The following is a 19,534-nucleotide window of genomic DNA, read 5'->3' on the forward strand; positions in this document are numbered from 1 at the left end:
GCGACGGGATGACGGTTATCTGGGCGGAACGGGCCTTGTTGCCCGATGGATGGGCAGAAAATGTCCGGGTGACGGTCGAGCAAGGCCGAATCGCCGCCGTGGAAAAGGATGCGGCGCCGCAGGGCCATCGCGCCGGCCTGCTGCTGCCGGCGCTCGCGAACCTGCACAGCCACGCCTTCCAGCGCGCCATGGCCGGGCTTTCCGAGGCGAAGGGCCCCGAGCCGCGCGACACCTTCTGGACCTGGCGGCAGATCATGTATCGCTTCCTCGACCACCTGACGCCCGAGGATGTCGAAGCCATCGCCGCGCTGGTGCAGATGGAGATGCTGGAGGCCGGCTATGCCACCAATGTCGAGTTCCACTATCTGCACCACCGTCCCGGGGCTGGGCATTACGACAATATCGCCGAGATGGGCGAACGCATCGCCGCCGCGGCCGGCCGCACCGGCATCGGCCTGACCCTGCTGCCCGTGCATTACCAGTTCGGCGGCGTGGACCGTCGGCCGCTCGCCCCCGGCCAGAACCGCTTCGGCACCACGCCCGAGGAATTCCAGCGCCTGCTGGAAGGCTGCGAGGCGGCGCTGCGCGCCCTGCCCGCCGATTCCGGCATCGGCGTCGCCCCGCATTCGCTGCGCGCCGTCTCGCCCGAGGGGCTGGCGGCCTGCGTCGCGCTGCGCCCCGGCCGCCCGCTGCACATGCACCTGGCCGAGCAGGTGCCCGAGATCGAGGAGATCAGCGCCGCCTATGGCCGCCGCCCGGTCGAATGGCTGCTGGAGAACCACAGCCCCGACCGGCGCTGGACCCTGATCCACCTGACCCATATGACCGAGGACGAGACCCGCCGCCTGGCCGCCACCGGCGCCGTGGCGGGCCTGTGCCCGATCACCGAATCGTCGCTGGGCGACGGCATCTTCAACGGCACCATCTGGGCCGAGGCCGGCGGGCGCTACGGCTTCGGCTCGGACAGCAACATCCGCATCTCGCTGGTCGAGGAGCTGCGGACGCTGGAATACAGCCAGCGCCTGCGCGACCGCGGCCGGGCGATCCTGGCCAAGCCGGGGCGCTCGACCGGCCGGGTGATCTACGAAGCCGGGCTCGACGGCGGCGCCACGGCGGCGGGGCGCGAGACGGGGGCGATCCGGCCGGGGCTCTGGGCCGATCTGGTCGCGGTCGGGCTGGACAATCCGGTGATGTTCGGCCGCAAGGGCGACCAGCTCATCGACAGCCTGGTCTTCGCCGGCCATGACGGGCTGGTCCGCGACGTCTGGTCGGCGGGCCGCCATGTCATGCGGGACGGCCGGCATATGGACCGCGACCGCATCATGTCGGAATATCTGGCGACCATCGCCCGCGTTCAGGATCGCATGTGACCGAGAAAACCGCCCAGATCTCCAAGGCGCAAGCCATCGTCAGCGAGGTGCGCCGCCGCATCGTGGACCGCGAATGGCGGCAGGGCGACCGCATCCCGGACGAGGCCGAGCTGGCCGTCGAGTTCGGCGTCGCCCGCGCCACGGTGAACAAGGCCCTGCAAATGCTGGCCGAGGAGGGGCTGCTGGACCGCAAGCGCCGGGCCGGCACCCATGTGACGGTGAACCCGGCGCGCAAGGCCACGCTGACCATCCCCATCGTGCGCGAGCAGATCGAGCAGGCGGGGATGGAATACAGCCACCGGGTCATCGCGCAGAAGGAAAGCCCGATCCCGGCCGAGATCGCGCAGCGCATGGAACTGCCCGAGGGGCGGATGCTGATCCATCTGCGCACCGTGCATTACGGCGACGGCAAGCCCTTCCAGGTCGAGGACCGCTGGATCAATCCCGGCGCCGCGCCCGGCGTCGCCGGCATCGACTTCCACCGCGTCAACGCCAATGAATGGCTGGTGCGCAACGCGCCTTGGCTGCGCGCCGACATGGCCTTTTCGGCCGAGAACGCCAATGCCCGCGACGCCCGGCTGCTGGAGACCCGGCAGGGCAGCGCGCTGCTGATCCTGCAGCGCACCACCTTCAACGATCTGGGCGCGATCACCACCGTCCGGGTGGCCTTTCATCCCGGCTATGCCATGATCGCAACGCACTAGACGCCGCGCCGGCTTCACTTTGCGCGGCCCTTCGCCTAAGAGGCTGGCAATCCCAAAAAGGAAAAGCCATGGCCAGCGCCAATCTCAACATCATGATCAAGGCCGCGCGCAAGGCGGGCCGCAGCCTCGTCAAGGACTTCCGCGAGGTCGAGAACCTGCAGGTCTCGGTCAAGGGCGCCGGCGATTTCGTCAGCCGCGCCGACCACGAGGCCGAGCGCATCATCAAGGAAGAACTGCGCACCGCCCGCCCGAACTATGGCTGGATCGGCGAGGAAACCGGCGAAGAGGCCGGCGAGGACCCGACCCGGCGCTGGATCGTCGATCCGCTGGACGGCACCACCAATTTCCTGCACGGGTTGCCGCATTGGGCGATCAGCATCGCGCTGGAGCACAAGGGCGAGATCGTCGCCGCCGTGGTCTTCGACGCCGCCAAGGACGAGCTGTTCACCGCCGAAAAGGGCGACGGCGCCTTCCTGAACGACCGCCGCATCCGCGTCTCGGGCCGCCGCCGGATGATCGAATCGATCTTCGCCACCGGCGTGCCCTTCGCCGGGCGCGGCACCCTGCCCGCCACGCTGCGCGACCTGTCGCGGCTGATGCCGCTGACCGCCGGCGTGCGGCGCTGGGGCGCGGCCTCGCTGGATCTGGCCTATGTGGCGGCCGGCCGCTACGAGGGCTATTGGGAACGCGGCATCAAGTCCTGGGACGTGGCCGCCGGCATCCTGCTGGTGAAAGAGGCCGGCGGTTTCGTGGAATCGATCCGTTCCGAGGAAAGCCCGGTCGAATCGGGCTCGATCGTCGCCGCCAACCCGCAGCTTTTCGACGAGTTCGCAGGAATAGTGCGTCAACGCGACTGAGCCCGGCTTGACCTTTCCGGCGCGCGAAGGCATGGGCGAGTCTCAAGCCCGGGATTCCCGCCATGCCAAATAACCGCCAGACGGGGCCGCTGATGGCCCCGGCAGCCCGTCCGCCTGCCGTTCCCCCGCCGTTTGCCGCGCCCCGCGCCGAACGGCAGGGCACGGCGATCCTGCTGATCTGCGGCTCGGCACTGATCTTCGCGGCGCAGGACGGCATCTCGCGCCATCTGGGCGCAGCCTATTCGCCGATCTTCGTGATCATGCTGCGCTACTGGTTCTTCGCGGCCTTCGTGATCCTGCTTTGCGCCCGCGCACCGGGCGGGCTGTCACGCGCCCTGCACTCGAAACGGCCCTGGACGCAGATCTTCCGCGGCGTGCTGCTGGTGGCCGAGGTGGTGGTCACGGTCGAGGCCTTCGTGCGGCTGGGCCTGATCAACACCCACGCGATCTTTGCCTGCTATCCGCTGCTGATCTCGGCGCTGTCCGGCCCGATCCTGGGCGAAAAGGTCGGCTGGCGCCGCTGGGCGGCGGTCGCCGTGGGCTTCGCGGGCATCCTCATCGTGCTCAAGCCGGGCAGCGGCGTCTTCAGCGCCGATGCGGTGCTGCCCTTCGTCGGCGCGGCCATGTTCGCGGTCTATGGGCTGCTGACCCGGATGGTCGGGCGCGACGACCCGGCCATGGTCAGCTTTTTCTGGACCGGCATCGCCGGGGCGGTCGCCATCACCCTGGTCGGCATCTGGCATTGGGAACCGATCGCCGGGCGCGACATCCCCTGGCTTTTGCTGCTGTGCCTGACGGCGGTGGTGGCGCATTTCATGCTGATCAAGGCCTATGAGCTGGCCGAGGCCTCGGCCCTGCAGCCGTTTTCCTACACCCAGCTGGTCTGGGTCAGCATCTTCGGCGTGGTGATCTTCGGCGAGACGCTGGCGCCGAACGTCGCGCTCGGCGGGCTCATCGTGGTCGGCGCGGGGCTCTTCACCTGGTGGCGCTCGCGCCAGCGCGAGCGGGCCGGGCTGACGTGACGGCGCCGGCGCTGGCCGCCTCGACCGGCGCCGGACCCAGCACCTCGGCCAGCGCCCCGCCCGAGGCATAGCCGGCCAGCGTGCGCGCCGGCATCACCGGGCGGGCAGAGACCGTCAGCCGGATGGGCGGCGGCGCAGGCGCGGGCTTCATGCCGCCCCCGGTCAGGTCCCAGCTCGGCACCAGCGGCACCGGCGCGCCCTTGATACGGGCGCGATAGACGGGCAGCGCCTCGGCCACGCGCATGACGTAGTTGCGCGTCTCGTCGAAGGGGATCATCTCGACCCAATCGACCGGATCGACCTCGCCGCGCAGGTCGCCGAACTCGCCCAGCCAGCGGGCCGAGCGGCCCGGCCCGGCATTGTAGCCCGCCGCGACCAGCGCGATCGAGGGGCCGAAGCGTTCGCGCAGCCCCGCCAGATAGGCCGCGCCCAGCCGGGCGTTATAGGCGGCGTCGCGGGTCAGCCGGGCCTGGTCGAAGGGCTCGCCGATCCTGCGCGCCATCGAGCGCGCGGTGTCGGGCATGACCTGCATCAGCCCCAGTGCCCCGGCATGCGAGGAAACGGTATGGTTGAACTCGCTTTCCCGCCGGGCGATGGCCATGACCAGCTCGGGCGGCAGGCCCAGTTCGGCCTGCTCAAGCCCGGTCAGCGGGAAATAGGCGGCCGGATAGACGGCGCCCTTGGCGGCGGCGGCCTTGGCCAGCCGCAGCGCGTGCCAGGGCAGCCGCATCTCCAGCATCATCCGCGCCATGCGGCCGATATCCTCGGGCGCGGCAGTCTCGGCCAGGTGCAGGAAGAAGCGCGCGCCCTGATCGGCCTCGCCCGCCGCGACCAGCCAGGTGCCGGCCTGCCAGACCGGGTTCTCGCGCAGGCGGCTGCCGCGCCAGTCGGGCAGGCTGGCCTCGCTGCGCCCGGCAAGGGCCAGATCGGGCAGCATCGGCAGGCCCAGCCGTTCCGCGGCCAGCTGCCCGTACCAGGCCGACTGATAGCCGGCGGCGCGGGCATAGGCCGCATCGGCGCCGGCCTCGTCGCCCCCGGCCTCCAGCGCCCGGCCCTGCCAGTAATGCGCGCGGGACAGCGAGATCGGGCTGGCCACCGCCTGCTCCAGCGTGCGGAAATGCCGAAGCGCCCGGTCCGCCGCGCCGCCGCGCAGCGCGGCGTAGCCGGCAAGCCATTCCAGGTCCGAATAGGCATCGCTTCCCGGCGGCAGGAAATGCCCGGCCGCCAATCTCTCGGCCAGTGCCCAGTCGCCCTGCCGCAATGCCAGCCGGGCGTAATCGGCGCGCTTGCCGGCCCAGGCGGCGGGATCGCGCAGCGCCTCGGCGCTGGTCGAGCGTTCCAGCATCAGCGCGCGCGCCAGGTCCGGCATCTTGGCCCAGACCCGCCAGCGGAAGCGGTCCAGCGCCAGCCCCGCATCGCCCCGCTGCGCATCCGGCAGGGCCAGGATCAGCGCATCCACCCCCGCCTGCCCCGATTGCAGCGCCAGCCGCGCGCGGCCCAGGGCCTCAGCGGGATCCGAGGCCAGGGGCAGCACCACCTGCGCCGCCTGCCATTCGCCCAGATCCAGAAGCCGCATCAGCCGCGCATCGTGCAGGCCGGCAACCTCGGCGCCATGCGCGGCCAGGAAGGCGTCGGCCTCGGGCTTGGTCAGCGCCTGCTCGGACCAGAAGCGGGCGATCTCGGCCTTGGCGGCCGGCGGGTCGGTGGCCTGCAGGGCGGCGATCAGCGCCATCGCGCCGTTCAGCGTGTCCGGGCGGCGGGTGCCGAACCACGCGATCACCTCGGCCGGCGGCAGGTCCGGGCGCAGCACCGCATCGCCGCGCTTCCAGAACAGCGCCATGCCGGGCCAGTCGCGGTTGCGGGCGGCGAAATCGCGATATTCCGGCCAGCTGCCCTGCCCGGCCCGCAGCCGCTGCCACTGGATCAGGTCGCGGGCGATGGGGCCCGAGGCATCGGCCTCGGCCGTGGCGGTCGCCCAGTCGCGCATCGCCGCCGCCGCAAGCGCGCGCGACAGGTGCCCGGCATCCTCGGCCCCGGCCGGCTGGGCAAGGCTTACGGCAAGGGCCAGCACCGGCGCCAGGAGCCTGTCACGGAAAGGATACATCATGCCCCCCTTTCTGCGAGGTTCCGCCGGGCGGCGCAACTCACATCCTTGGCAATCCGCGCGCCCGGATGTAAGCCGCCAGCAGAGGCAAATTCAGGATACCCACATGTTCAAAGGCTCGCTGCCCGCGCTGGTCACGCCCTTCACCCCGGACGGGGAGCTGGATCTCCCCGCGCTGGAAAAGCTCGTCGACTGGCATGTCGCACAGGGCAGCCACGGGCTGGTGCCCGTCGGCACCACCGGCGAAAGCCCGACGCTGAGCCATGAGGAACACCGCAAGGTCATCGAAGAGGTGGTGCGCATGGCCGCCGGCCGCATCCCGGTCGTCGCCGGCGCCGGCTCGAACTCGACGCGCGAGGGGATCGGGCTGGTGCAGCACGCGCAGGCCGCCGGCGCCGATGCGGCGCTGGTGGTGACGCCCTATTACAACAAGCCGACCCAGGCCGGGCTGATCGCGCATTACACCGCGCTGCACGACGCCAGCGACCTGCCGATCATCATCTACAACATCCCCGGCCGCTCGGTCATCGACATGCTGCCCGAGACCATGGGCGAGCTGGCGAAGCTGCCGCGCATCATCGGCGTCAAGGACGCCACCGGCAAGCTTGAGCGGGTCAGCCAGCAGCGCGCCGCCTGCGGCAAGGATTTCGTGCAGCTTTCGGGCGAGGACGCCACCGCGCTCGGCTTCAACGCCCATGGCGGGGTGGGCTGCATCTCGGTCACGGCGAATGTGGCGCCGAAGCTCTGCGCCCAGTTCCAGGAGGCGACGCTGGCCGGCGACTACGCCAAGGCGCTGGACTACCAGGACAGGCTGATGCCGCTGCACGAGGCGATCTTCCTTGAACCGGGCGTCGCCGGGGCGAAATATGCCATGTCGCGGCTGGGTCTTTGCAGCGACGCCGTGCGCCTGCCACTGGTCGGGCTGACCGAGGCCACCAAGGCGCGGATCGACGCGGCCTTGGCCCATGCCGGGCTGATCTGAGCGGCGCATCAGGACGGACAAGGGGGCGGTTTCCGTCCCCTTTTTCCTGCCCTGGCCTGGCCGGACCGCCGCGGCCGGGGGCTTTGCGCCCCCGGACCCCCGCAGGATATTTGGACAAGAAAGAAGCGGCTGGCCAGCCACCTCTCTGCCTGGTTCTTTCTTGTCCAAATATCCTGGGGGAGCGCGGAACGCGCGGGGGCGAAGCCCCCAAACGGGCTTGTCGCCTTGCTAATCCCCGGGACGGCGATCGACAAGGCTGGCCTTGTCCGGATCGGCGAAGGTGGCCCAGTCCTTGCCGGGCGCCGGACGGGGCAATTCGTCGCGGCTCCAGCCCAGATGCATATGGGCCTTGGCGATGAAATAGCCGGTGACCGGGGCGGTCAGGAACAGGAACAGCGTGATCAGCAGCTCGTGCCAGGTCAGCGCCCCGTGCCGTGCCGGGAACCAGATCAGCGAGGCGATCAGCACCGCCCCCACCCCCAGCGTCGCCGATTTCGTCGGCGCGTGCAGGCGCGTCATCGGGTCTGGCAGCTTGACCAGCCCGTAGGAGCCGACGAGCCCGAAGAACCCGCCCACCACCAGCAGAACCGAGACGACGATTTCCGCGATCATGCCCGCCCCCTATTCGATGATGTCGCCGCGCAGGACGAATTTCGCATAGGCCACGGTCGAGATGAAGCCGACCATGGCGAAAAGCAGCGAGGCCTCGAAATACATCCCCGTGCCCTTGTCGATGCCGAACAGCGTCAGAAGCGCGATCATGTTGATCGCCATGGTGTCCAGCGCCAGCACCCGGTCCGACAGGCCCGGTGCGAAGACCACGCGATAAAGGCAGAACAAGAGCGCCAGCCCGAAGCAGCCATAGGCGAAGAGAAGCGCGTAAGCGATCATTCGAAAATCTCCTTCAGCCGGGCCTCGTAGCGGGTCTTGATCTCGTCCAGCACCGCCTCGGGGTCGGGGGCGTGCATGGCGTGGACCAGCAGGGCGCGCCCGTCCTCGGACAGGTCGCAGCTGACGGTGCCGGGGGTCAGGGTGATGGTCGCGGCCAGGGCGGTGATCGCCTCGGGGCGGCGCAGGTCCAGCGGCACCGCGATCCAGGCGGGCTGAAGCGCCCGGCGCGGCATGAACAGCACGATGCGCGCCACGGTGAAATTCGCCTTGGCGATGTCCCAGATCACCATGGCCAGATAGGCCGGGATGCGCTGCGGCTTGCTGTAGCCGTTGGCGCCCGGCCAATAGGGCGCGGTGATCAGCGGCACCACCACGCCGATCATCGCGGCAAAGACCAGCGAGCCGACCGCCCAGCGGTTGACCAGGGCCATCCAGACCAGGACCAGCGTGACCGACAGCCAGGGATGCGGGAACAGGCGGCGGATCATTTCGTGCCCTCCTGCCCTTCCAGCACCGCCGAGACATAGGCGTCGGGATCATGCAGCTGCGCGGCGGTTGCCTCGGCAAAGCGCATGGCCGGGCCGGCAAAGGCGGTCAGGGCCACGATGCCTGACAGAAGCAGCGCCACCGAGGCCACCGCCAGCCAGTTCGCCGGCGCATCGCCGAGGTCCTGGACCGGCTCGTCCGGCTCCAGCTTGGGGCCGGCCGCGACCGTCGGCGCCGGCACCGGGGCCGGGCCGAGCTCGAAGCTCTTCCAGAAGACGATCGAGCCGGCGCGCGACATGGCATAGATCGCGATCAGCGAGGTGATCAGGATCGTCGCCCAGATCCAGACCATCGCCGGGGCCGCGCCGGTGGCCTGCATCACCAAGAGCTTGCCGATGAAGCCGGAAAACGGCGGCATGCCGACCACGGCGATGGCCGCGGTGAAATACAGCGCCGCGACCAGCCCGTTGCCCGGCATCACCCGGTCCAGCCGCAGCCACAGATCGCCCCGGCGCGCGCCGATCATGTCCACGATCAGGAACAGCGCCCCCGCCGCCAGCGTCGAGTGGATCAGGTAATAGACCGCCGCCGCGGTGCCCTGCGGGGTGAACTGCGCCACCGCGATCATCAGCGTCCCGATCGAGCCGATGGCGGCGAAAGCGGCCAGCCGGCCCAGATGGCGGGTGCCCAGGATGCCGATCTGGCCGATGGCCAGCGTGAACAGCGCCGCCGGCAGCAGCAGGTCGGCCACCACGCTTTGGGTCACGGCGTCCTGCGGAAAGACCAGGGTGAAGAAGCGGATGATGCCATAGACCCCGACCTTGGTCATGATCGCGAACAGCGCCGCCACCGGCCCCGGCGCATTGGCATAGGTCGAGGGCAGCCAGAAATGCAGCGGCACCAGCGCCGCCTTGACGGCAAAGACCAGCATCAAGAGCACCGCGCCGGCGCGCAGCAGCGCCGTATCCTCGGCCGGCATCGCCGCCACGCGCAGGGCCATGTCGGCCATGTTCAGCGTGCCGGTGACGGAATAGAGCACCCCCAGCGCCGCCAGGAACAGGGTCGAGCCGGCCAGGTTGTAGGCGATATACTGCACCCCGGCGCGCAGCCGCATCTCGCCCCCGCCGTGGATCATCAGGCCGTAGCTGGCGATCAGCAGGATCTCGAAGAAGACGAACAGGTTGAAGGCGTCGCCGGTCAGGAAGGCGCCGCAGACGCCCATCAGCTGGAACTGCCAGAGCGCATGGAAATGCCGGCCCTTGCGGTCCCAGCCCGAGCCCATGGCGTAAAGCTGCACCGCCAGCGCCAGCATCGCGGTCAGAAGCAGCATCAGCGCCGCCAGCCGGTCCAGCATCAGCACGATGCCGAAGGGCGCGGCCCAGTTGCCGAGGCGATAGACCTGCACCTCTCCGCCCGCGGCGAGCAGGTTCAGGTAAAGCGCCACCGCGGCCAGAAGCGCGGTCCCGGCGACCGAGAACACCCGCTGCAACAGCAGGTCGTTGCGCATCCACAGGATGATGAGCGGCCCGATGACGGCGGGCAGGACGACGGGGGCGATGATCAGGTGGCTCATGCGTCGCCGTCCCCCGAATTGGCATCTGCGGGCATGCGGTCGGCGCGCGGCATGTCCACCCGGTCGTCGCCGCCTTCCAGGAAGGCCCCCAGCGCCATCATCACCACCACCGCGGTCATGCCGAAGCTGATGACGATGGCGGTCAGCACCAGCGCCTGCGGCAGCGGGTCGGTATAGACCTCCACCCCCTTTTGCAGGATCGGCGGCGCGTTCACCACCAGCCGCCCGGTCGAGAACAGGAACAGGTTGATGGCATAGCTGAGCATGGTCATGCCCAGCACCACGGCGAATGTCCGCAGCCGCAGGATCAGATAGACCCCGGCGGCGGTCAGCATCCCGATCGCGCTCGACAGCAGAAGTTCCATCAGCGCCGCGCCTCCCTGCTGGGGTCGATGTCCATCGGGTCCAGGTTCACCGTCTCGCCCGCCTGCCGCGCGATCCGCGACAGCGAGTTCAGGGCCAGCATCACCGCCCCGACCACGCACAGGAACACGCCCAGATCGAAGCCCATGGCCGAGGCCAGCTCGAATTCTTCGAGCCCCGGCAGCTTCACATAGCCATAGGCCGAGGTCAGGAAGGGCAGGCCCGCGAACCAGGCGCCGATCCCGGTCAGCCCGGCGGCGATGACGCCGGCGCCGATCAGCGCGTGATAGTTGATCTTTTGCCGCTCCTGCGCCCAGGCAAAGCCCGAGGCCATGTATTGCGACACCAGCGCCACCGCGACCACCAGCCCGGCGATGAAGCCGCCGCCCGGCATGTTGTGGCCGCGCAGGAAGATGTACAGCCCGACCACCAGCGAAACCGGCAGGATCAGCCGCGTCACCACCACCAGCGTCAGCGGATGCCGGTCGCCGGCCCGGCGGCTGTCATGGACCCAGTTGCGCAGCCGCCGGCCGCTGGCGCCGGCCAGCAGCGTCTCGGTCAGGGCGAAGATGGTCAGCGCGGCAATGCCCAGCACCGTGATCTCGCCGAAGGTATCGTAGCCGCGGAAGTCCACCAGGATCACGTTGACCACGTTGTCGCCGCCGCCCAGCCTGTAGCTGTTGGCCAGCATGTATTCCGAGATCGGGGAAAAGGCGAAATCGCTGCGCATGATCACATAGGCCAGCGCGCCGAAGCCCAGCCCGGTCAGCGTGGCGATGAAGGCGTCGATGCCGCGCTTGCGATCGCGGCTGTCGATCACGGTGAACTTGGGCAGGAAGTTCAGCGCCAGCAGCAGCAGGACGACCGTGACCACCTCGACCGAGATCTGCGTCAGCGCCAGGTCGGGGGCCGAAAAATAGATGAAGCTGACCGAGACCATCAGCCCGATGATGCCGACCAGCACCAGCGCCAGGATGCGCTGGCGGTGAAAGGCCACCATGCAGCAGATCGCCACCATCAGCGCCGCCCAGCCGACCAGCGGCACCGGCTGGACCGGCAGCATCGGCCGGGTCGCGCCCTGCCAGCCGCCGGTCGAGAAGGCCCAGAAGCCGCAAAGCACCACGGTCAGCGAAAAGGCGGCAAGGGCGCGCGACATCGAGCCGTTGGTCAGCCGGTCGGTGAAGGCGCCCGCCGCGCCGGTCGTCCAGCGGGTAATGGCGTCGAAGATCGCCTTGGCGTCCGGCCAGGCCATCGCCGCCCGCATGGCCAGCAGGTGGCGGTTCAGCGCCAGCAGCAGCGCCCCGCCGATCAGCGCGGTGATCGACAGCATCAGCGCCGGGGTCACGCCATGCCACAGCGCCAGATGCGGATGCTGGGCGGTGCCGGTGACGGCGCTGGCCGAGGCCTCGACCAGCCAGCCGGCCATGCCGGCGGGGAACAACCCGATCAGCACCACCAGCACCACCAGCAGCGCCGGGGCGGACCACAGGCCGAAGCCCGGATCATGCGGCCTGCGCGGGTAATCCTGACGCTCGGGGCCGAAGAACACCTGCCAGACGAAGCGCAGCGAATAGCAGACCGAGAACAGCGCCCCTAGCGTCGCCATCGCCGCGATCAGCCAGGGATTGCCCTGCCAGGCGGCATGGGTCGCCTCTTCCAGCATCAGCTCTTTCGACAGGAAGCCGTTCAGCGGCGGGATGCCGGCCATGGACAGCGCCGCCACGGTGCCGATGACGAAGGTCACCGGCATCAGCCGCCGCAACCCGCCCAGACGGGTGATGGAACGCGTGCCGGCCTCGTGGTCGATGATGCCGGCGGTCATGAACAGCGCCGCCTTGAAGGTGGCGTGGTTGATGATGTGGAATACCGCCGCCCCCGCCGCCGCCTCGGTGCCGAAGCCCAGAAGCATGGTGATGAGGCCCAGATGCGAGACGGTGGAAAAGGCCAAGAGCGATTTCAGGTCGTCGCGGAAGATGGCGATCCAGGCCGCCAGCACCATGGTCACAAGCCCGGTGGTGGCGACGATATAGAACCATTCCGGCGTGCCCGACAGCACCGGCCACAGCCGCGCCATCAGGAACAGCCCGGCCTTCACCATGGTCGCCGAATGCAGATAGGCCGAAACCGGCGTCGGCGCCGCCATCGCATGCGGCAGCCAGAAATGGAACGGGAACTGCGCCGATTTGGTGAAGGCGCCCAGCAGGATCAGCAGCAGCGCCGGCAGGTAATAGGGGCTGGCCTGGATCGCCTCGCGCGCCTGCAGGATATCCGAAATGTCGAAGCTGCCGGCGATATTGCCCAAGATCAGCATGCCCGCGATCATCGCAAGCCCGCCCATGCCGGTCACGGTCAGCGCCATGCGCGCGCCCTGCCGCCCCTCGGGCAGGTGCTTCCAATAGCCGATCAGCAGGAAGGAGGACAGCGAGGTCAGCTCCCAGAACACCAGCAGCAGCAGGATGTTGTCGGACAGCACGATGCCCAGCATCGCGCCCTGGAACAGCATCAGATAGGTGTAGAACACCCCCGCCGGATCCTTGCGCGACAGGTAATAGCGGGCATAGGCGATGATCAGCAGGCCGATGCCCAGGATCAGGATGCCGAAAAGCAGGCCCAGCCCGTCGATGCGGAAATGCGCGTTCAGCCCCAGCGAGGGCAGCCAAGCGAAACGCGCCGTGATCACCTCGCCCGCCATGATCGCCGGGATATGCAGGCAAAGTCCCAGCAGCGCGATGAAGGTCGCCGTCGCGCAAGAGACCGCAGCGACATCCCGCCCCGAGCGGATCAGCAATCCGGGCAGCAGCGCCCCGATGAACGGAAGCACGGCGATCAGTGCTGGCGACATTGTCCCTCGTCCCTTTTCGTGCCCCTCTGTCCCCGATGGGGACCTGCGATGTCAAGCGGATGACAAAGCAACTAGGCGATGTTCGCCTTTCGTGCTAACGCTTGGCAAAAAGGGAACAGGCATGAAGATCATCGGCATAGACCCCGGCCTGCGGAACATGGGCTGGGGCGTGATCGCGGTCGAGGGGCCGCGCCTGCGGCATCTGGGCAACGGCATCGTCCATTCCGAGGCGGGCGAGCTGGGTCCGCGCCTCGCCGCGCTCTATCGCGGGCTTTGCGCGGTGATCGTCCGGCATGCCCCGGATGCGGCCGCGGTCGAGCAGACCTTCGTGAACAAGGACGCGCTCGGCACGCTGAAGCTGGGTCAGGCGCGCGGCATCGCCCTGCTGGCCCCGGCCGAGGCGGGGCTGGAGATCGGCGAATACGCCCCGAACGCGGTCAAGAAGACCGTGGTCGGCGTCGGCCATGCCGCCAAGGAGCAGATCCAGCACATGGTCCGCTTCATGCTGCCCGGCGTCAAGTTCGCCGGACCGGACGCGGCGGACGCGCTGGCCGTGGCAATTTGTCACGCCCATCACCTGCAGGGCCGCGCCCTGCGCATCAAGGCAAGCGCGTGAGGGACGGGCCATGATCGGACGCATCGCCGGGGTGATCCTGCATCGGGCGCAGGACCATGTGCTGATCGACGTGCGCGGCGTGGGCTATATCGTCCATGTCAGCGAACGCACCGCCGCGAACCTGCCCCCCGCCGGGCAGGCAGTGGCGCTTTATACCGAATTACTGGTGCGCGAGGACCTGCTGCAGCTGTTCGGCTTCCCCACGCTGCTGGAAAAGGAATGGCACCGGCTGCTGACCTCGGTGCAGGGGGTGGGGGCCAAGGTGGCGCTGGCGATCCTGGGCACGCTGGGACCGGACGGGCTGTCGCGCGCGCTGGCGCTTGGCGACTGGTCGGCGTTGCGCAAGGCCCAGGGCGTCGGCCCGAAACTGGCGCAGCGCGTGGTGATGGAGCTGAAGGACAAGGCCCCCGCCGTCATGGCAATGGGCGGCAACCTGACCGTCGATCCCGGTCCCCTGCCCGAGCCATCGGCCGAAGTGATCGAAGCGCCTGTCGCCCGGACAGCCACGGCAGCGCCATCCTCGGCCCAGGCGACGGCGGATGCGCTCTCGGCCTTGGGGAATCTGGGTTATGCTCCGTCCGAGGCCGCCTCGGCCGTGGCCGAGGCCGCGGCCCGGGAACCCGCCGCGCCGACTGCCGCGTTGATCCGCGCGGCCCTGCGGCTGCTGGCGCCCAAGGAGTAAGGACGATGACCGGAAACCTGCGCACCTTCATCCTGATGGCCGCCCTGACCGCGCTGGTCATGGGCATGGGCTATCTGCTGGGCGGCCAGGGCGGCGCGGTGATCGCGCTGGTGCTGGCCGGGGCCGGCAACCTGTTCGCCTGGTGGAACAGCGACAAGATGGTGCTGCGCCAGCAGGGCGCGCATCCGGTCACCCGCCAGCAAGCCCCGGAACTGGTCGACATGGTCGCGGCGCTGGCGCAGCGGGCGAACCTGCCGATGCCCAAGGTCTATGTCCTGGAAACCGAACAGCCCAACGCCTTCGCCACCGGCCGCAACCCGGAAAACGCCGCCGTGGCGGTGACGCAGGGCATCCTGCGGGTGCTGAACCGCGACGAACTGGCCGGGGTGATCGCGCATGAGCTGGCGCATATCAAGCATCGCGACACGCTGACCATGACCGTCACCGCGACCATGGCCGGCGCCATCGCCATGCTGGGCAACATGCTGATGTTTTCCAGCATGTTCGGCGGGCGCGACGGCAATCGCGGCGGCGGGCTGGCGGCGATCCTCGCCATGATCTTTGCGCCGATCGCGGCGGGGCTGGTGCAGATGGCGATCTCGCGCACCCGCGAATATGAGGCCGACCGGATGGGGGCCGAGATCTGCGGCAGGCCGATGGCGCTGGCAGGCGCGCTGGCCAAGATCTCGCGCGCGGCGGGCCAGGTGGTGAATATCCCGGCCGAAAGGAACCCCGCCTCGGCCAACCTGTTCATCGTGAACCCGCTGCACGCGTTGCGCATGGACCGGCTTTTCGCCACCCATCCGCCGACCGAGGAGCGCATCGCCCGGCTGCAGGCCATGGCCTCGGGCACGGGCGCCGGCCCCTGGGGCGCGCGATGAGCCAGCCCGACCCCATGCTGCGCCCCGAACCGCTGGAAAGCGACGGCGAGGACCGCGCGCTGCGCCCGCAGCGGCTCGAGGATTTCGTCGGCCAGGCCGAGGCGCGGGCGAATCTGCGCGTCTTCATCGAAAGCGCGCGGATGCGCGGCAAGGCCATGGATCACACGCTGTTCCACGGCCCCCCCGGCCTCGGCAAGACCACGCTGGCGCAGATCATGGCGCGCGAGCTGGGGGTGAACTTCAAGATGACCTCGGGCCCGGTGCTGGCGCGGGCGGGCGACCTTGCCGCGATCCTGACCAATCTGGAAGCGCGCGACGTGCTCTTCATCGACGAGATCCACCGCATGAATCCGGCGGTCGAGGAGATACTCTACCCGGCGATGGAGGATTTCGAGCTGGACCTGGTGATCGGCGAAGGTCCGGCGGCGCGCACGGTGCGGATCGAGCTGCAACCCTTTACCCTGGTCGGCGCCACCACCCGGCTCGGCCTGCTGACCACGCCCCTGCGCGACCGTTTCGGCATTCCGACCCGGCTGCAATTCTACACCGTCGAGGAGCTCGATCTGATCGTGACCCGCGGCGCCCGGCTGATGGGCATCCCCTCGGAACCCGAGGGCACGCGCGAGATCGCCCGCCGCGCCCGCGGCACGCCGCGCATCGCCGGCCGCCTGCTGCGCCGGGTGATCGACTTCGCGCTGGTCGAGGGCGACGGCCGGCTGACCCGCAAGATCGCCGATTCGGCGTTGACCCGGCTCGGCGTCGATCACCTTGGGCTCGACAGCGCCGACCGCCGCTACCTGACGCTGATGGCCGAGCATTACGGCGGCGGCCCGGTCGGGGTGGAAACCCTTTCGGCCGCGCTGTCGGAAAGCCGCGATTCGATCGAGGAGGTGATCGAGCCCTATCTGATGCAGCAGGGCCTGGTCAGCCGCACGCCGCGCGGCCGCATGCTGGCCCGGCTGGGCTGGCGGCATCTGGGCCTAGACGCCCCCCGCACGCAGGAGAGCCTGTTCGATGAATGACCTGGAAAGTCGCATCCGCACCAGCTTCGACCGGCAGAGCATGATGCTTACCCTGGGCGCCCGGCTTGCCCTGATCGAACCCGGACGCATCGCCATCACCGCGCCGATTCTGCCGACATCGCTGCAGCAGCATGGCGCCGGCCATGCCGGGCTGGCCTTCAGCATCGGCGATTCAGCCGCGGGCTATGCTGCGCTGACCTTGATGCCTGAAGACGCCGAGGTGATGACGGTCGAGATGAAGATCAACCTGATGTCGCCTGCCACCGGCGACCAGCTTTTGGCCGAGGGCCGGGTGATCCGCCCCGGCCGCCGCATCATGGTGGTCGCCGCCGATGTCTGGGCGGAAAGCGCCGGCTCGCGCAAGCATGTCGCCATGCTTCAAGGCACGATGATCCCGGTCTGACCAGGCTGCCTGCAGCGCCATGACCGTCGCCGCCGCTGGGGGCTTTGCGCCCCCAGACCCCCGCAGGATATTTATCCAAGAAAGAAGAGAAGGGCCGCCGCCGCTTTCTTTCTTGGATAAATATCCTGGGGGAGCGCGGAACGCGCGGGGGCGAAGCCCCCTGCATGCGTGCCGCTAGCCCCTTCTCGGCGAGGAAAGGACCCGGTCCTCCTGCGCGATGAAATGCTCCATCATCACTCGCCAGAGCCGCTCGGCCAGATCAGGATCCAGCCCTTGGGTGGCAGCGAGGCGGCGGGCATTGGCAGCGACCTCTTCGACGCGGCTGTCGATCCGGGCGGGCAGGCTCTCGCGCGCCTTGATCCGTGCCGCCTCGTCGATCAGCGCCGAGCGCTCCGCCAGAAGCGCCACCAGCCGCGCATCCAGCGCGTCGATGCGCGCACGCAATTCAGGCATGGCGGAATTCGGCGGCAGTTCGGGTTCGGATCGGCTCATGCCTGTCCCATGCCCTGCCCGGCCCCTGGACGCAAGTCCCCGCTGTGGCCGAATTGCCGCAGCCAATCGGCGGATTCTTGCCGAAGATGGAACCCAATGGCGAGAATCGACGTTTTCCGTTCAACTGCGAACCGGGGGATCGTCCCCCGCATTCTGGAAAGGTCACCAGATGAAGGCTGCCAGCTTCGTGATCAATGTGGGTTTCGGCCTGGGATTGGCGCTGGGTGCCGTGGCGCTTCTGCTGCTCTGACCTGCCGAAATCCGTTCAGCTCAGAAACCTTTGTGCCAATGACAAACCCCCGGGTCTGCCCCGGGGGTTTTCCTGTCGCGGACCGAAGCTCAGCCCTGCGGTTGCGGCGCCGCATCCGGCGCCGGCTTGGCGGCGCCGGCCCGCGGAATCGCGCTGACCGAGGGGATGGTCGAGCCGGGCGCATCCTCGTCGCCGCCCAGCGGCTCGCCCCGGATCACCCGGCCGATATCCTCGCCGGTCAGGGTCTCGTATTCCAGAAGCCCCTTGGCCAGCCGCTCGAACTCCTCCTGCTTTTCGGTCAGGATGCGGTGGGCTTCGCGATAGCCTTCCTCGATGAGGTCGTGGACCTCCTTCTCGATCAGCTCCTTGGTGGCGGCCGAGACCGAGAAACCGCCGGTATTGCCTGAATAGCCTTCATGCGCCTCGGCATAGTCGATATTGCCGACCTTGTCCGACATGCCCCAGCGCATCACCATGGCGCGCGCCAACTGGCTGGCCTGCTGGATGTCGCCGGCCGGGCCGTTCGATACCCCTTCCTCGCCGTATTTGATGATCTCGGCTGCCTTGCCGGCCATGGTCATGGCGAGCTTCTGCTTGGCCTCGTCCTTGTGATAGTTCAGGCGGTCCATTTCCGGCAGGCTGACCACCATGCCGAGCGCGCCGCCGCGCGGGATGATCGTCGCCTTGTAGACCGGATCGCATTTCGGCAACGACAGGCCGACGATGGCGTGGCCGGCTTCGTGATAGGCGGTCTTTTCCTTCTGCTCGGGGGTCAGGACCATGCTGCGGCGCTCGACCCCCAGCATCACCTTGTCCTTGGCGTTCTCGAAATCCTCCATGGTGACGAAGCGGCGGCCAATGCGCGCGGCCATCAGCGCGGCCTCGTTCACCAGGTTCATCAGATCGGCGCCGGAGAAGCCCGGCGTGCCGCGGGCGATGATGCGCAGGTCCACGTCGGGACCCACCGGCACCTTGCGCGAATGCACGGCCAGGATCTTCTCGCGGCCCTTGATGTCGGGATTCGGGACATAGATCTGGCGGTCGAAACGGCCGGGGCGCAGCAAGGCCGGGTCCAGCACGTCCTTGCGGTTGGTGGCGGCGATGATGATGACGCCTTCGTTGGCGTCGAAGCCGTCCATCTCGACCAGCAGCTGGTTCAGGGTCTGCTCGCGCTCGTCATTGCCGCCGCCGATGCCGACGCCGCGGGCGCGGCCGACCGCGTCGATCTCGTCGATGAAGACGATGCAGGGGGCGGATTTCTTCGCCTGCTCGAACATGTCGCGGACGCGGCTGGCGCCGACGCCGACGAACATCTCGACGAAATCCGAGCCGGAAATGGTGAAGAACGGCACCCCCGCCTCGCCGGCGATGGCGCGGGCGAGCAGCGTCTTGCCGGTGCCGGGCGGGCCGACCAGCAACGCGCCCTTGGGGATCTTGCCGCCCAGGCGACTGAATTTCTGCGGGTTGCGCAGGAATTCGACGATCTCTTCCAGCTCTTCCTTGGCCTCGTCGATGCCGGCCACGTCGTCGAAAGTCACCCGGCCATGCTTTTCGGTCAAGAGCTTGGCGCGCGACTTGCCGAAGCCCATGGCTCCGCCCTTGCCGCCGCCCTGCATCCGATTCATGAAGAAGATCCACACGCCGATCAGCAGGATGAAGGGCAGCCAGACGCCCAGAAGCGACATGAAGCCCGATTGCTGCTGACGCTCGACCTTGACCTCGACGCCCCTGTCGATCAGCCGGTCGGCGATCTCTTCGCCCTGCGGCCGGACGGTGGCGAACTGCTTGCCGTCCTTGTCGGTGATGCCGACATTCTCGCCGTCGATGGTGACGGCGGTGATCTCATCCTTTTCCACCCGCTGGATGAAATCGGAATAGCTGATCTGGCGGCTGTTCATCTGGGTCGATCCGTCGCTGAACAGGTTGAACAGCGCCAGGATCATCAGGAACAGCACTACCCAGAAAGCGATATTGCGCGCATTGCCCAAAGGCAC

General features: G+C 68.7%; 19 protein-coding genes. 10 read left to right on the top strand and 9 right to left on the bottom strand.

Annotated elements, in window-relative coordinates:
* Positions 1–8: 8 nt before the first annotated feature.
* The 4 genes from L632_RS0118985 (at position 9) to L632_RS0119000 (ending at position 3,953) form a co-directional block, all read left to right on the top strand.
* Positions 9–1,370, top strand: coding sequence for a formimidoylglutamate deiminase (locus tag L632_RS0118985; RefSeq protein ID WP_028717368.1), 1,362 nt, complete (start codon positions 9–11; stop codon positions 1,368–1,370).
* The gene (locus L632_RS0118990; RefSeq protein ID WP_028714095.1) at positions 1,367–2,074 is read left to right on the top strand and encodes a GntR family transcriptional regulator; all 708 of its coding nucleotides are present in this window, start codon (positions 1,367–1,369) and stop codon (positions 2,072–2,074) included. The genes L632_RS0118985 and L632_RS0118990 overlap by 4 nt, the downstream gene beginning before the upstream one ends.
* 68 nt (positions 2,075–2,142) lie before the next feature.
* Positions 2,143–2,931: an inositol monophosphatase family protein gene (locus tag L632_RS0118995; protein WP_028717369.1), complete on the top strand. Its 789-nt coding sequence runs from the start codon at positions 2,143–2,145 to the stop codon at positions 2,929–2,931.
* A gap of 62 nt (positions 2,932–2,993) precedes the next feature.
* Entirely contained in the window at positions 2,994–3,953 is a 960-nt protein-coding gene (locus tag L632_RS0119000) for a DMT family transporter (protein WP_028717370.1), read from the top strand.
* Here the strand turns inward: L632_RS0119000 and L632_RS0119005 are convergent.
* On the bottom strand, positions 3,907–6,057 hold the full coding sequence (locus tag L632_RS0119005) for a transglycosylase SLT domain-containing protein (RefSeq protein ID WP_036698895.1): 2,151 nt from the start codon (positions 6,055–6,057) through the stop codon (positions 3,907–3,909). The genes L632_RS0119000 and L632_RS0119005 overlap by 47 nt on opposite strands.
* A 106-nt stretch (positions 6,058–6,163) precedes the next feature.
* Here L632_RS0119005 and dapA point away from each other — a divergent pair, with 106 nt between their 5' ends.
* Positions 6,164–7,039: a 4-hydroxy-tetrahydrodipicolinate synthase gene (gene dapA / locus L632_RS0119010; RefSeq protein ID WP_028714099.1), complete on the top strand. Its 876-nt coding sequence runs from the start codon at positions 6,164–6,166 to the stop codon at positions 7,037–7,039.
* 228 nt (positions 7,040–7,267) lie between these two features.
* Here dapA and L632_RS0119015 read toward each other — a convergent pair whose 3' ends face one another.
* The 6 genes from L632_RS0119015 to L632_RS0119040 are packed head-to-tail and all read right to left on the bottom strand — an operon-like array spanning position 7,268 to position 13,194.
* Positions 7,268–7,651 (bottom strand): Na+/H+ antiporter subunit G, encoded by a 384-nt coding sequence (locus tag L632_RS0119015; protein WP_024846085.1) that lies wholly within the window; start codon positions 7,649–7,651, stop codon positions 7,268–7,270.
* Between the two features lie 9 nt (positions 7,652–7,660).
* Positions 7,661–7,930, bottom strand: coding sequence for a K+/H+ antiporter subunit F (locus L632_RS0119020; RefSeq protein WP_024846086.1), 270 nt, complete (start codon positions 7,928–7,930; stop codon positions 7,661–7,663).
* Positions 7,927–8,418 (bottom strand): Na+/H+ antiporter subunit E, encoded by a 492-nt coding sequence (locus L632_RS0119025; protein WP_028717371.1) that lies wholly within the window; start codon positions 8,416–8,418, stop codon positions 7,927–7,929. The genes L632_RS0119020 and L632_RS0119025 overlap by 4 nt, the downstream gene beginning before the upstream one ends.
* A complete protein-coding gene (locus L632_RS0119030; RefSeq protein ID WP_028714101.1) occupies positions 8,415–9,989 on the bottom strand; it encodes a monovalent cation/H+ antiporter subunit D in 1,575 nt (524 codons plus the stop codon). Before L632_RS0119030 ends, L632_RS0119025 begins: the two co-directional genes overlap by 4 nt.
* Positions 9,986–10,354, bottom strand: a complete 369-nt coding sequence (locus L632_RS0119035; protein WP_028714102.1) for a Na+/H+ antiporter subunit C — start codon at positions 10,352–10,354, stop codon at positions 9,986–9,988. Before L632_RS0119035 ends, L632_RS0119030 begins: the two co-directional genes overlap by 4 nt.
* On the bottom strand, positions 10,354–13,194 hold the full coding sequence (locus tag L632_RS0119040) for a monovalent cation/H+ antiporter subunit A (RefSeq protein ID WP_028717372.1): 2,841 nt from the start codon (positions 13,192–13,194) through the stop codon (positions 10,354–10,356). The genes L632_RS0119035 and L632_RS0119040 overlap by 1 nt, the downstream gene beginning before the upstream one ends.
* 121 nt (positions 13,195–13,315) lie before the next feature.
* On the opposite strand from L632_RS0119040, the gene ruvC reads away from it, so the two are divergent.
* The 5 genes from ruvC to L632_RS0119065 are packed head-to-tail and all read left to right on the top strand — an operon-like array spanning position 13,316 to position 16,798.
* The gene (ruvC, locus tag L632_RS0119045) at positions 13,316–13,810 is read left to right on the top strand and encodes a crossover junction endodeoxyribonuclease RuvC (RefSeq protein WP_028717373.1); all 495 of its coding nucleotides are present in this window, start codon (positions 13,316–13,318) and stop codon (positions 13,808–13,810) included.
* A gap of 10 nt (positions 13,811–13,820) precedes the next feature.
* Complete coding sequence (gene ruvA / locus L632_RS0119050) at positions 13,821–14,492, top strand: Holliday junction branch migration protein RuvA (RefSeq protein ID WP_028717374.1); 672 nt, start codon at positions 13,821–13,823, stop codon at positions 14,490–14,492.
* A gap of 5 nt (positions 14,493–14,497) precedes the next feature.
* Positions 14,498–15,373, top strand: a complete 876-nt coding sequence (gene htpX, locus L632_RS0119055; RefSeq protein WP_028717375.1) for a zinc metalloprotease HtpX — start codon at positions 14,498–14,500, stop codon at positions 15,371–15,373.
* Complete coding sequence (ruvB, locus tag L632_RS0119060) at positions 15,370–16,395, top strand: Holliday junction branch migration DNA helicase RuvB (RefSeq protein ID WP_028714107.1); 1,026 nt, start codon at positions 15,370–15,372, stop codon at positions 16,393–16,395. Before htpX ends, ruvB begins: the two co-directional genes overlap by 4 nt.
* The gene (locus L632_RS0119065) at positions 16,388–16,798 is read left to right on the top strand and encodes a PaaI family thioesterase (RefSeq protein WP_028714108.1); all 411 of its coding nucleotides are present in this window, start codon (positions 16,388–16,390) and stop codon (positions 16,796–16,798) included. The genes ruvB and L632_RS0119065 overlap by 8 nt, the downstream gene beginning before the upstream one ends.
* A 174-nt stretch (positions 16,799–16,972) precedes the next feature.
* On the opposite strand, the gene L632_RS0119070 is transcribed toward L632_RS0119065, so the two are convergent.
* Entirely contained in the window at positions 16,973–17,290 is a 318-nt protein-coding gene (locus L632_RS0119070; protein WP_036698898.1) for a chorismate mutase, read from the bottom strand.
* Positions 17,291–17,629: 339 nt separating this feature from the next.
* A complete protein-coding gene (gene ftsH / locus L632_RS0119080; protein WP_028714110.1) occupies positions 17,630–19,528 on the bottom strand; it encodes an ATP-dependent zinc metalloprotease FtsH in 1,899 nt (632 codons plus the stop codon).
* Positions 19,529–19,534: the final 6 nt, after the last annotated feature.

The sequence above is a fragment of the Paracoccus sp. J39 genome, assembly GCF_000518925.1.
GTDB lineage: Bacteria > Pseudomonadota > Alphaproteobacteria > Rhodobacterales > Rhodobacteraceae > Paracoccus.